We start from the raw sequence: 12,449 nt of genomic DNA, 5'->3' as shown, positions 1-12,449 counted from the left end.
GTCGACCATGCCGCTGACCCAACCCGTGGGATCCGACGACTACGTTCAAGGACCGTCCGACGCTGCTCTCACACTCGTCGAGTACGGCGACTATCAGTGTTCCTATTGCGGGCAGGCCTATCCGATCGTGAAGCAACTCCAGCGCAGCTATCCCGACTCGCTGCGATTCGTCTTTCGCAACTTCCCGATCCCCGAGATCCACCCGCAGGCACTCGCAGCGGCGGAGTTCGCCGAATACGCGGGCGACCAGGGCAAGTTCTGGGAGGCGCACGACGCGTTGTATGAGAATCAGGATCAGCTCGGCGAGAGCTTCTATCGCGAGTTGGCGACGAGTCTCGGACTAGACCCTGCCGCAGCTGAGGCCGCAGTGAGTGCGCAGCAGTTCGGTGATCGCATCCAGGGTCAGATCAACAGTGGGCTCCGCAGCGGCGTCAACGGCACGCCCGCCTTCTTCATCAACGAGCAGTTCTTTCCGGGACCCTTCACCGAACTCCCCGAAGTGCTCGAGCAGATCTTCGCGTCGGGACGCTGACACCGCCCAGGCAGTTGCTCGCTCAGGCAGTTGCTGCCGTCGCGCGCAACGCGGCGAGTACACGCGCGTTGCTGAAGGTGTCGCCGACGGTGATCCGGACGCCGTGACCGGGAACTGTCTTCACCGCAACGCCGCATGTGCCGAGCAGCGAGCCGAGCGCCACTCCGTCCGCGCCGGGCAGATAGACGAAGTTGCCCTCACCCGCGATGGTCGACGCGCCTATCGCGTGCAGTTGCGCGGACAGCCGATCACGCGCGGCGCGCATGGCCTCGACGCGGTGCGCGAGCGCTGTCGTCGCGGCCAACGCCACCGGCACCGCCGCTTGGGCAGGCGCACTCACCGCAAACGGAATCTCGAATCGACGGATGCCAGACATCAGCCGCTCGTCACCGACGCCGTAACCAACCCGCAGAGCCGCGAGACCGTGTGCCTTGCTGAAGGTTCGGACGACCACCAATCGGGGATGCCGTGCGATCAGCCGGTGCAGATCTGGTGCGGCAGTACTGAACTCGATGTAGGCCTGATCGAGGATGGCCGTCACGTGGTCGGGTAGTGAAGTCAGAAACGCATGTAGTTCGCGTTCGTCGACGATCGTGCCTGTCGGGTTGTGTGGGGAGCAGACGATCACGGCGACGGTCGACGCGGTGACGGAGGTGCGCAGCGCGTCGAGGTCGACCCCTCCGCCGCGATCAAGCGGCACACCGCGAAAGTCCATGCGCAGCAACTGTGCGAGGATCGGAAACCCGTCGAATGTCGGGGTCGCGGTCACCAGTTCGGGCGCGACGCCGTGGTATTGGTCGAGAGCTGCCTGCAGTGCCTGGAGGATGACCCCGGTTGCTCCAGCGCCGACGGTGACCATGTCGTCGGACACTCCCAGATGATGTGCGATGACGCGACGGGAACCGTGCGGAGTGAACTCCGGGTAGCGGTGTGCCGACAGCACCTGTTGATGGAGAACTTCGGCGACCGCGGGCAGTGGCGGATAGGCCGACTCGTTCAGGTTGAGTCGAATCATGTTGTCGGTAACCACTAGTGACGATCCGACCAACGAATCGCCGCCGCTCCCGCGAAGTCTCCGGCGTGGGCGAACGCCGACATCATGACAACGTCACCGGGCTGGATGCGCCCGTCGGACACCGCCGTGTCCAGAGTGATCGGAAGCCCGACGCCGAACAGGTTTCCGCACTCGTCGAAGGTGTCCGGGTGTCGTTGCTCGGGCAACTCGAGCGCATCGCGCCAGTTGCGTAGAAAGATGCGATTCGGCTGGTTGGTGATGAACCAGTCGAGTTCGGACGGCCGGATGTCGATCGAGTCGGCCACCTCGATGGCAGCAGCAGGAACCATGCGATTGCCGCGCGCGAGAACCTTGGTGATCTTCGCTTCGGTGAAGCCGATGTGGATTTCTCCCGTGCCCGCTTCCCAGTATCGACGGTCGGGTTCTGCCACCGATGTCATGTCGGCCGAGTACTCGCCGTAAGAATGGGTGACCAGTCCGAGGACCGGGGAACCTGCCGGACCGTCGAGGCTTACCACGGCCGCTGCCGCGCCGTCGCCGGGGATCGCAGCCTGTGCCTTGCCGCGAACCTGCTCCTGGGTGAAGATCTGGGATGCGCTGTTCTGCGCCAGTCCCAACAACGCCTTGCCGCCACCCGCCGCTACGAGCAGCGCAGCCGCTAGATCAAGCATGTGGATGAACGCGGCGCAGCCGCCGTTGTGGACGTCGAGAACCGTGGTGGGCCGCAGACCGAGACGATCGGCGAGCTCGCCACCACATCCGCGGACCGGTACCTCGGGAAGTTGGCTGTGCGTCAGGACAACCGTGACGTCATCGAGGTAGTCGTCGCCATGCCGCTCCGTGAGAGTTCTTGCGGCAGAAACCATCATGTCGGCCGACGTCTCGCCTTCGGCTGCGTGATGTCGGAATGCGGGCGCCGAGAACATGATGTTGTCGGCGAGGTCGTCGTTCTCGGCGAACTGGCTGAAATAGGAAGCGGGAACGCGATTCTCGGGCAGATACCCCGCAACGTCTGCGAGGACGACGGCGGGCGCAGTCGGGTTGTTCATGAGCGCATCCAATCGGGCGTAAGGGGCAAATTGTTGGCGTGGCGATACTCGGCGATCGCGGTGAGATTGTTCAGTTCGAGCTGGTGACCTGCGGCGAACATGTCCCAGAAGTCGCCGACCCAGACCGGACGGTCGGCCGGTGCTGTCTCTGGGTACGGATTTCGCTCATAGAAGGGATGTCGACAATTGGTCCACAACACCACCGACCCCGGCTTGTCGAGCACGACCTGCGCGTCGACGACGCGCATCAGGTAGATCATCCACAGGTGTTTGCCCTGATCCCACGCGCAGTGATAGTCGACGGTCATCGCGTCGGGATTGGCGACCGTACGTGTGTAGATGTCGGTGGCGTCGCCCAATCTGTCCGACGCCAACCACAGTCCCGGCTCGTCGGTCGGCGTGAATCCGCGGAGGCTGTAGGTCCACTCCTCGAGAGACCGTGTGTCGGAAAGCCATTCGTACAGTTCGCGGGGCGGCGCGTTGACGTAACCCTGCACCGGACAGAAGTCGCCGAAGATCTGGTCGTGCGGATAGACCGATCGCAGCATGTCGAGAATGATCGGTGTGGCGGTCTGTCGCGGGTGGGTCTCGATGCGGGTCAACCCGTCGAGCTCGTCGGCCTGCCGGCCGAGGTCGGCCAGCGGTGTGGTCTCGATGGTCATGACTATGGTCCCTTCGGCAGAAACGGTTGGAATGGTGGCACTTCGTCCGGATCGCAGTCGACGACGATGACGTTCGGTCCGGTATCCGCGAACAAGTCGGCACACGCGGAGTCGAGATCGCTGAGAGAAGCAGGATGACGCACCTCGGTGCGAGTGCCGAACATGGCGGCCAAGCCGCCCGCGATGTCCGTCGGCCGGAAGCGATTGACGCTGGCGGCCTCCGGGAAGAAGAGGTGTTCTCGGGTGACGCACATGCCGTGTGCGTCGTTGTTGAGGATGACGAGGGTGACAGGAGCGTCGTATTCGAGGGCGGTGTGAAATTCCATGCCGTGCATGAAGAATGCTCCATCTCCCGCGACGATCACCACCCTCCCTTGATCGGCGGAGCCGATCGCTGCTCCGATTCCTGCCGCGATCGCGTATCCCATGCCACCCATACCGAGGGCCACGGTGAATCTCCCGTCGCTGATCGGAGTGAGATAGTGGATCGCTGCGGCGCCGACGTTGCCTGCGTCGGCGAAAACTCTTGTGCCACTGCGAAGGTGTGGTGAGACGGTGTTCATGATCTGGCGTAAGCTCGGAAACGCAGAGTGCGGGAGCGCCGGTGTGTCGAGGTAATCGATGTCGATGGTCGGCACCGCGCCCTGTGGCAGTCCAAGTGCGGCGAGTGACTCATCGAGAAGTCGGAGCGCACTGGGCAGCGAGTCGACAAGGATCGACGGTCCGCGTTGCGGTCTGGCGTCGTTGATGCCGATGTGAATGATCTCGGTGTCCGCAAGATCTGCGTCGAACCCGCCCCGATCGGTCGCTGTCATCCGGCATCCGATGCTGACGCAGATCGACGCGGCCACCAGTTCGGCGTGTGCCGACGGGTGCCCCATAACGCCGGTGATGCCGGCATGACCGTCGATGTTCTCGAGTGCGTCGGCACCTCCCGGTGCGGCCACGACACTCGCACCAAGGCGAGACGCGATGCGGCGTAACGCCGTTCCGGCGCGGGTTCGGGAGGCCTCGTCTCCGATCCAAAGGCAGATCCGCTCGCCACGCCCGACGGCGTCGGCGAGTCGGCCGGCAGTCTCCGTGATCGCGGTGGGACTCCTGGCCGTCGAGTGTGTTGCCGGTTCGTGGTTCTCGTCTACTCCTGTGTCCCAGATCGTCTGTGATTGAACATCTTTGGGGATCACAAGTGCAGCAGGTAGTCCGCGATCGAGAGTGGCGAACACGGACTTCAACGCGGGTTCGAGCTCGCTCGCGTCTGCGACCAACTCGACGTGGCCGGTCACTGACTTGAGGAGGCCGACGACGTCGATCGTATCGGGCGGGTCGAGCATGTCTTGGAATGCGCCCCGCGTGGTCAGCGACAAGGGCGCAGCGCCGATGACGGCGAGTACCGGAACCCTGCTGTCGTACGATTCGGCAAGCGCAGGAACGACATTCATCGCTCCGCCGCCCGAGGTTGTGAGTACCAATGCCGGCCCGTTCGTCATCCGAGCAAGACCGTCTGCCATTGCGCCTGCTGCGAATTCGTGTTTAGCCACCACAGCAGGCATTCCGAGCCGGGACGCGGCGTCGTAGATGTCTTCGATGTTGGCCCCGTGTACGCCGAACGCGTGGGAGATACCACGTCGACGCGCACTTTCGAGGAGATGCAGAGCGACGCTCCGTCGGCTGGACATGTCGCAAGAGTGCCCGCAGGCACCTGAAGGTTGGCTGAAACCGGGTACCTGTTGCTCCCGCCGCGAACGGCATACACTCGACGACCACAGCTCATTGGTCACTTTCCGGTGGGCGACCGTGGTATCGATACAGCTTTGGCCATTGGATGAGCTCGTGAACGTACGCACCCGTATTCGTAGACGAGTAGGCGGCTACGGCGTGCGAAGGCAACTCACGATCGTGTCGGCTTTTGTACTTGTCGTCGCATTGGCCATCAGTGGCGCGGTGATGCTCCTTATGCTGCATCGGGAGAACACAGCGCAGATGTATCGAGCGACGGGGCGTCAGGCGTATCAGATCGCTACCGCGGTCAACCGTGGTGGCGTGTCGGCGGTCGATCCCGACGACCTGACTCCCGGAGCGGGAATCGACATCACGCAGGTCGTCGACGATCGGGGAGTTGTGGTGGCCGCGTCGCCTGGCGCACCACGTACGGCGATCCGGGTCGCGGATGACTCGAATGCTGACGAATCGAAGGTGCGCTACGCCGACCACGTGAACGTCCCCGGGTATGGAGACGAGTTCTGCGCATCGGTGAACACCGCGTACCACGCCGACCGTGAGTACACGATCCTCGCGCTCGACAAGGCGACGGGCATAAGGAGCAGTGAATGGACCACCGCGACGCTCATGGCGATCGAACTGCCGATCATCGTGGCACTCGGGGCAGGTGCGGTCTACCTGCTCGTCGGTCGGTCGCTTCGGCCCGTCTCGCGTATCACCAAGCAGGCCAATGAGATCACCTCGACCGAGCTCGAACAGCGGGTTCCCGTGCCGACCGCAGACGACGAGATCCGCACACTCGCGGTCACCGTCAACAGCATGCTCGGGCGACTCCAACGCGGGCGGGAATCGCAACTGCGGTTCATCGGCGACGCGTCGCACGAGTTACGAAGCCCGCTCACCACCCTTGTCGGGTTGCTCGACCTTGCCGACGACACATCGACGCCGATCGATGTGGAGACCGTCCGCACCATCCTCCTGCCCGAGGCGCGTCGAATGCAGGCCATGGCAGAAGATCTGCTCTTGCTGGCACGCGCCGATGAACAGGGGTTGACCGTCGTGGCGGGCGATGTGGACCTCGACGACGTCGTCGTCGAGGAGGTCGCACGGTTACGCGCGATGGAGGCGGCCAAGGTGACCGCACACGTTGTGCCCGTTCGGGTTTCCGGTGACCGCGAGATGATTCGACGCGCGGTGCGCAACCTCGTCGACAACGCCACCAGGCACTGTGACTCGGCGGTCTGGGTCTCACTGCGAGCTGATCGATCGAACGCCGTCATCGCGGTGAGCGATGACGGGCCCGGCATTCCCGACGACAGGCGGTCGGTGATATTCGACAGATTCTCGCGACTCGACGTCGATCGTCAGCGCGACTCGTCGGGAGCCGGTCTCGGCCTGGCGATCGCTTACGAGATCGCGCAGGCGCACGGTGGGTCGGTCTCAGTTGTCGACGGCAGTCACGGCGGCGCTACGTTCGAACTTGTCCTGCCACTCGGGAACTCGTCCGATGGTTCCGAGGAATCCAGGAGCCGTTCAGAGCGCGATCAAACGGTACCCGGCGCCCCGGATCGTCTGGATGGAGGCGATCCCGAACGGGGCGTCGATGCGCTTACGTAGATAGGCGATGTAGACCTCGACGATGTTCGGGTCGCCGTCGTAGTTCTCGTCCCACACCGATTGGAGAATGGCATGTTTCGACATCACCTGCCCCTGGTTGCGCAACAGCAGTTCGAGTACCGCGTACTCGCGGGGAGTCAGGGCAATGGGCGCCCCGTGACGCGTGACGACGTGTTGGGCGGGATCGAGACACAGCGATCCCGCCGAGAGTATCGCGGGCCGCTCGCGCTGACCGCGTCTGGCGACTGCCCGTAGATGAGCCTTCAGTACGACCACGGAGAACGGCTTGACGAGGTAGTCGTCAGCGCCGAAGTCGAGTGCTTCGGCCTGGTCGTACTCGCCGTCCTTCGCGGACAGCATCACGATCGGCACCCACTGCGATCGTCTGCGCAACTCACGCACGACCTCATAGCCGTTGAGACCGGGCAGCATGATGTCGAGCACTACTGCGTCGAATTCCTCGTCAACGGCACGCTGTAGCGCCTGCGCGCCGTTGTGCAGGACTGACACGTTCCACCCGTCGCTGACCAACACTCGACGAATGGTTTCGGCCGCCCGCACGTCGTCGTCCACCACCAACACACGCACGTCGGACATCGCCCTTCTCCCCGATGCTCAGGCACCGCGGCTCCCGGCGTCGCCATCAGAAAGGACCCCGATGCGTCACCGCACACTGACCCGACCACGTAACAATTCGACCCTACTCCCGGTGCGTGGACCACGAACCCTTCCGCTGCAGTCCGCGCTGCGGCTGCGGGCCGACCCGGCACAGTTCGCAGAGAATCTTCGCGCCGACTACGGCGACATCGCCTTCATCACGGTGCTCGGACGCAACATCGTGATCGTGCAGGGCCCCGAGGCACTCGGCGAGTTGGTTCGCGACGCCGACCGCGCGTTTCGCAACGAGCCGGTATACGGATTCGCCCTCGGGACCCTCTTCGAACGCGGAATCCTGCTGATGGACACCGACGAACATCGCAAGCATCGTCGAATAATGCAGGCGGCCTTCACCGCCGACCGCCTGGCCGGCTACCAGGATCAGCTCAATTCCCTTGCCGCTGAGGCCGCGACGCGATTCACTCGCGGACCGGACGTCGACATGCGTACCGAACTCAAAGCGATGGCACTCGACGTCGCGTTGGAACTGTTTGTCGGAGAGAAGCTTTCGCGCGACGACGCCGATCGGATGAACGCGGCGTTCGTCGATCTCATCGAGGCGGGCAGTGCGCTGGTTCGGTTTCGAATCCCGGGCACCATGTGGGCGCGTGGACATCGGGCGCGCGGCGTCGTCGACGAGTTCTTCAGCGATCTTCTGCCCGCGCGGCGCGGCGCCGACGGCCCGGACCTGATGTCGGCACTGTGCCATGCACGCGGCGACGACGGCTCGCAGCTCTCCGACCAACAGGTCGTCGACCACATGCGATTCATGCTGTTCGCCGCTCACGACACCGCCACCATAGCGATGACGTCAATGGCCTATCGGCTGGGACGTGACGCACGGTGGCGTGCGCGCGTCGTCGACGAGGCGCAACGTCTGGGTGAAGCGCCGTCAGCAGCGGAGTTGAAGGAGTCCGACGTCTATCAGGCGGTGTTCAAGGAGTCGCTGCGGTTGCGCCCGCCGGTACCGGTGATCCCCCGTGCGGCGATTGCGGACACTTCGATTGGCGGCCACTTCATCCCGAAGGGCGCATTTGTCATCGCGGTCAGCGCGAGCAATCACCGGATACCCGAAATATGGCCGCGCCCAGATGATTTCGATCCCGAGCGGTTCATGCCGGAGAACGCGGAGCGACGGCATCGGTTGGCATGGGCGCCGTTCGGCGGTGGTGCGCACCAGTGCATCGGCATGAACTTCTCGTACCTGGAGGCGGCGACGATGATTCACCATATGATTCGACGGCTCGACTGGACGGTCGGCTCCGACGACTACGAGCGTCGTGACGTCGCTCTAACAGCCAATGTGGGTTTCAGTGCCGCGGTCACCGACGCGCGAGAGCGATGCGACACGCGTAGATAGCGATACCGATGACGATGACCACGACGCCCGAGATCACCGAGGCGCGGGGGAGTGTGCACGCGAGGACTACGCAGCCGACGAGGCCGACGGCGCAGACGATGAACGGTGGGCGCCGCTCCACGCGAGAAAGTGTCATGGCCGACGCGTTCGCGATCGCGTAGTACAGCAGGACTCCGAACGACGAGAATCCGATGGCGCCACGGACATCTGCGGTCGCGGCGACGACAGCGACAACCGCACCGACGGCGAGTTCGGCGTGATGCGGCACGCCGAAGCGGGGGTGAACCTCCGCCAACGTTCGTGGCAGGTGTCCGTCGCGCGACATGGCCAACGTCGTCCTGGAGACGCCGAGGATCAGCGCGAGCAGTGAACCGAGCGCTGCGACAGCGGCGCCGATCCGAACGACAGGAGTCAGCCAGCCCGCGCCTGCGGCCTGCGTCATTGCGGCCAGTGGCGCCGTCGCCGTGGCAAGTCCCGATGCGCCGAGCGCCCAGAGAGCGGTGGCTGCGACGGTCGCGTAGACGACCAGTGCGATCCCCAACGCGACGAGGATCGCGCGAGGAATGATGCGTGTCGGCTCCCGCACCTCCTCGCCGAGGGTCGCGATGCGCGCGTAGCCGGCGAAGGCGAAGAACAGGATGCCCGCGGACTGCAGTATTCCGGTGACTCGTGCATCCGAGCCGACCTCGAGTGAGTCGACGCTGCCCGCGTCGGACGCGAGCGTCGTCACGACGACCACGGTGAGCACCATCAGCACCACGGCGACGATCGCGCGTGTCAGCCACGCCGACTTCTGCACTCCGACGTAGTTCACCGCGGTGAGCGCGACAACAGCGGCGACTGCCACCACGTGTGCGTGCGCAGGCCAGGCATACAATCCGACGGTCAGCGCCATTGCGGCGCACGACGCTGTCTTGCCGACAACGAACGCCCACCCGGCGAGATAGCCCCAGAAGTCGCCGAGCCGCTCGCGGCCGTAGACGTACGTCCCACCGGAGACCGGGTAGATGGCCGCAAGTCGCGCCGACGACATCGCGTTGCAGTAGGCCACAACAGCGGCGATGACCAGCCCGATCAGCAGCGCCGATCCGGCTGCGGCGGCCGCGGGCGTCAGCGCAACGAAGATCCCGGCGCCGAGCATCGAGCCGAGGCCGATGATCACGGCGTCGGACATGCCGAGCCTGCGGTGCAGCGACGGTTCAGTCATGGGTCGATCGTGGTCTGAGCATGGTCGAGATTCTCACCGAAAGGTGAATGGCAGGTGGCGTGCTCTTCGACAGCCGCCGCCGCTGCAGCTCAGCTCTGAGCGCTGATAGGCACTACGGTTCGTCCCGTCGTTCGGCCCGCCCGTATCTCGGCGAGCGAGCCGTCGAGATCATCGACTCCGATCTCGGTGATGAGTCGATCGAGATGGGCTGGGCGCAAGTCGGTTTCGAGGCGTGCCCAGACCGACCGGCGAAGCTCGGGTCCGATGGACACCGAGTCGATTCCGAGGAGTGCCACGCCGCGCAGGATGAAGGGCATGACTGTTGTCGGGAGGTCGGCGCCACCGGTGAGACCGCTCGCAGCGACCGACCCGCTGTGGTTCATCGTCGACAACACGTAGGCGAGCGTCTTGCCGCCGACACAATCGACTGCGCCCGCCCACTGCGATTTCCCGAGCGGACGAACCTTGGTGTCGTCGTCGACGAGTCGGCCGACAACCGACGTCGCGCCGAGCTCGGTCAATAGCGCTGCGGCGTCGGACTTTCCACTCGACGCGGTGACGTCGAAACCGAGTGCGCTGAGGAGATCGACGCTCACCGAGCCGACTCCGCCACTGGCTCCGGTGACCACCACGGGGCCGTCGTCCGGGGTGAGCCCGCGGTCGAGAAGCGCGACGACACTCAGTGCCGCGGTGAAGCCCGCAGTGCCGATGGCGGCGGCTTCGCGCGTCGAGAGGGTGTCGAGTCGTACGACCTGCGCGGCAGGGACCCGTGCGTAGGCGGCATAACCGCCGTGTTGTGCGGTTCCGATCGGACCGCCATGTGCCACAACGCGATCGCCGGGGGCGAAGTCGAGTGTCGACGATGCGACTACCTCGCCGGCGAGGTCGATCCCCGGCACGATGGGGTAGTCGCGCACCACGCCGCCGCGCGGTGTGACAGCGAGTGCGTCCTTGTAATTCACGCCGGAGTAGTCGACCGCGATCGTCACCTCGCCGTCAGGCAGTTGGGTGGCGTCGAGTTGCTCGCTTGCCAAGGTGATTTCGCCGTCGGACTCGCGTGCCATCAGGACGGTGAACTGATCGGGCAGGGTGCGCGTCATTGTGCTCCTCGGATCGTCATGGGTCGTCGAAATCCAGCGTAGGTCAGAGCATTCCTCCGATGTCGCCTGCGGCGAGCAGACAGATCAGCACCGGGACCAGGTGCGTCGGGGCGATTCCGTAGTCGTTGCGACCGACTTTGGTGACGATCGACGCCGCGGTCAGGATCTTCAGGTGGTGGTAAAGCTGACCCGATGTTCCGAAGTCGCCTGACTCCTGCAGATGTGCGACCGAGGCGTTGCCGCGTGCCAGAAGGCGCACGATCTCGACGCGTGCGGGATGGCCGAGCGCGGCGAACACGTTCGCGGTCGTCTCCGGCGCGAGATCGAGCGTCGCGTCGGCCGAATAGGCGATATTCCAGGTGACAGGTCCGGTGAAATCGACGCTGCCCGAGTATTCGAGCATGCCCGACCGGCCCTCAGTGGCCGAGTCCGGTTCGCTGTCCACGCGGTCGCCCGCGGCGAAGACCGCCGCTTCGAGGCGTGCGACTCGGGCTGCGAGGTCGTCGGACGGATCACTGCTCACCCCAAGCACCGTAGCGCGTGTCCGACGTCGCGATCGGTGATGGCTGCGAGGAGCAGTTTCTGGTGGGTGAACTTGTCGGCCGCGGCGTCGCGCTGGGAGACGCCGCGGACCATCAGCGTGCCGGTCCCGATCCTGCCGTCGGGCGTGCGGTATTCGAAGACCTCGGTGATCACTCCGGGGAGGCTGCCGCCCTTGAATCCGAGCACCGAGCCGTCGGGCATCGGTCCCTGGTATTCGAGATGGCGGCGCGCAAGCTCTGCACCGGGCCCGAACGAGCCGTCGGCAAGGCTCGTCATCAGCGCGTTGAGCGCATTCGATGTCGCCTCGAGATACGAATCAGTCTGTGGTCGAAGAGGATTGGCGATAGCGAGGTACGTGTCGAAGAGGCCCGGTACCTGTCCGGTGAATCCGTAGCGCACCATGACGTCACGTAAAGCGTTGTCGCCCAGCGTGTTACGAAGCAGGTCGGGGGCTGCGGAGTCGGAGAAGCGGATCATCACGTCGGCGAGTTGGCGGTAGGTCACCGTGGCCGAGAGGTCGAGCGGGATGCCCTTGCGTGCGGGAATACCTAGGTACTCGAGCGCTCGAACGTGCGCTCCGCCGTCGAGCGGGATGTACCAGCGCTGCCAATCCGTGACGGGGACACGCGCTTCCGGGTCGAGCCGGCCGTCGGCAACCGCCCGCGAATACGCCGCGAGATGGATGAGTTTGATCGACGACGCCGCGGGGAACGGAACGTCGGCGTTGTGCGTGATCGGGTCGCCGTCGAGCGGTCGCACACTCAGCGCGTAGTTGCTGCGATGGGCGGCGAGGTACCCGATCCAGCCGGGCACGGTGGTGACGTTCGGCTGTGCGGGTTGAGCACACATCGAGGCTGCGGAAGGGGGTGCGGCGGGGGCGTACGCGGGGGTGAAGAGACCCACGGCTACGGCCAGCACGAATGCGAGGTAGCAAGCGTGGCGCATCGGAACTCCTCAAGTTCGTAAGTACGTAATTACGAAACTATCG

12 protein-coding genes are annotated in these 12,449 nt (G+C 64.7%); 3 read left to right on the top strand and 9 right to left on the bottom strand.

The genetic code is table 11. The features are described from left to right. The first annotated feature begins 7 nt into the window (after positions 1-7). Positions 8-532 carry a DsbA family protein gene (locus RND64_RS19625; protein ID WP_049700038.1) on the top strand — a complete coding sequence of 175 codons (525 nt, stop codon included), beginning with the start codon at positions 8-10 and terminating at the stop codon, positions 530-532. 22 nt (positions 533-554) lie between these two features. On the opposite strand, the gene RND64_RS19620 is transcribed toward RND64_RS19625, so the two are convergent. Genes RND64_RS19620 through RND64_RS19605 form a run of 4 tightly spaced genes read right to left on the bottom strand, consistent with a single transcriptional unit; the run spans position 555 to position 4,934 of the window. Next, the gene (locus RND64_RS19620) at positions 555-1,562 is read right to left on the bottom strand and encodes a pyridoxal phosphate-dependent aminotransferase (protein ID WP_049700037.1); all 1,008 of its coding nucleotides are present in this window, start codon (positions 1,560-1,562) and stop codon (positions 555-557) included. After that, positions 1,562-2,596: a 3-oxoacyl-ACP synthase III family protein gene (locus RND64_RS19615; RefSeq protein ID WP_049700036.1), complete on the bottom strand. Its 1,035-nt coding sequence runs from the start codon at positions 2,594-2,596 to the stop codon at positions 1,562-1,564. Before RND64_RS19615 ends, RND64_RS19620 begins: the two co-directional genes overlap by 1 nt. After that, on the bottom strand, positions 2,593-3,258 hold the full coding sequence (locus RND64_RS19610) for a hypothetical protein (RefSeq protein WP_049700035.1): 666 nt from the start codon (positions 3,256-3,258) through the stop codon (positions 2,593-2,595). The genes RND64_RS19615 and RND64_RS19610 overlap by 4 nt, the downstream gene beginning before the upstream one ends. A 2-nt stretch (positions 3,259-3,260) precedes the next feature. Next, complete coding sequence (locus tag RND64_RS19605) at positions 3,261-4,934, bottom strand: thiamine pyrophosphate-binding protein (RefSeq protein ID WP_049700034.1); 1,674 nt, start codon at positions 4,932-4,934, stop codon at positions 3,261-3,263. A gap of 154 nt (positions 4,935-5,088) precedes the next feature. Here RND64_RS19605 and RND64_RS19600 point away from each other — a divergent pair, with 154 nt between their 5' ends. Beyond that, a complete protein-coding gene (locus tag RND64_RS19600) occupies positions 5,089-6,594 on the top strand; it encodes a sensor histidine kinase (protein WP_049700033.1) in 1,506 nt (501 codons plus the stop codon). Here the strand turns inward: RND64_RS19600 and RND64_RS19595 are convergent. Beyond that, a complete protein-coding gene (locus RND64_RS19595; RefSeq protein ID WP_049700032.1) occupies positions 6,511-7,191 on the bottom strand; it encodes a response regulator transcription factor in 681 nt (226 codons plus the stop codon). The two genes, RND64_RS19600 and RND64_RS19595, sit on opposite strands and share 84 nt — an antisense overlap. 112 nt (positions 7,192-7,303) lie before the next feature. Here RND64_RS19595 and RND64_RS19590 point away from each other — a divergent pair, with 112 nt between their 5' ends. After that, positions 7,304-8,611 carry a cytochrome P450 gene (locus RND64_RS19590; RefSeq protein WP_235434418.1) on the top strand — a complete coding sequence of 436 codons (1,308 nt, stop codon included), beginning with the start codon at positions 7,304-7,306 and terminating at the stop codon, positions 8,609-8,611. Here the strand turns inward: RND64_RS19590 and RND64_RS19585 are convergent. From RND64_RS19585 to RND64_RS19570, 4 genes are all read right to left on the bottom strand, one after another. Continuing rightward, on the bottom strand, positions 8,574-9,818 hold the full coding sequence (locus RND64_RS19585; RefSeq protein WP_049700031.1) for an APC family permease: 1,245 nt from the start codon (positions 9,816-9,818) through the stop codon (positions 8,574-8,576). The two genes, RND64_RS19590 and RND64_RS19585, sit on opposite strands and share 38 nt — an antisense overlap. 89 nt (positions 9,819-9,907) lie before the next feature. Then, entirely contained in the window at positions 9,908-10,918 is a 1,011-nt protein-coding gene (locus RND64_RS19580; RefSeq protein WP_049700030.1) for an acrylyl-CoA reductase family protein, read from the bottom strand. Between the two features lie 43 nt (positions 10,919-10,961). Beyond that, positions 10,962-11,441, bottom strand: coding sequence for an ArsR/SmtB family transcription factor (locus RND64_RS19575; RefSeq protein ID WP_049700029.1), 480 nt, complete (start codon positions 11,439-11,441; stop codon positions 10,962-10,964). After that, entirely contained in the window at positions 11,438-12,406 is a 969-nt protein-coding gene (locus RND64_RS19570; RefSeq protein WP_049700028.1) for a serine hydrolase, read from the bottom strand. Before RND64_RS19570 ends, RND64_RS19575 begins: the two co-directional genes overlap by 4 nt. Between the last annotated feature and the right edge of the window lie 43 nt (positions 12,407-12,449).

Origin of the sequence: Gordonia sp. w5E2 (assembly GCF_036540975.1) — a bacterium.
In the GTDB taxonomy this organism is placed as follows: Bacteria; Actinomycetota; Actinomycetes; order Mycobacteriales; family Mycobacteriaceae; genus Gordonia; species Gordonia jacobaea.
Note: the sequence above shows the minus strand (reverse complement) of the source record. Positions and strands in the feature narration are given on the sequence as shown.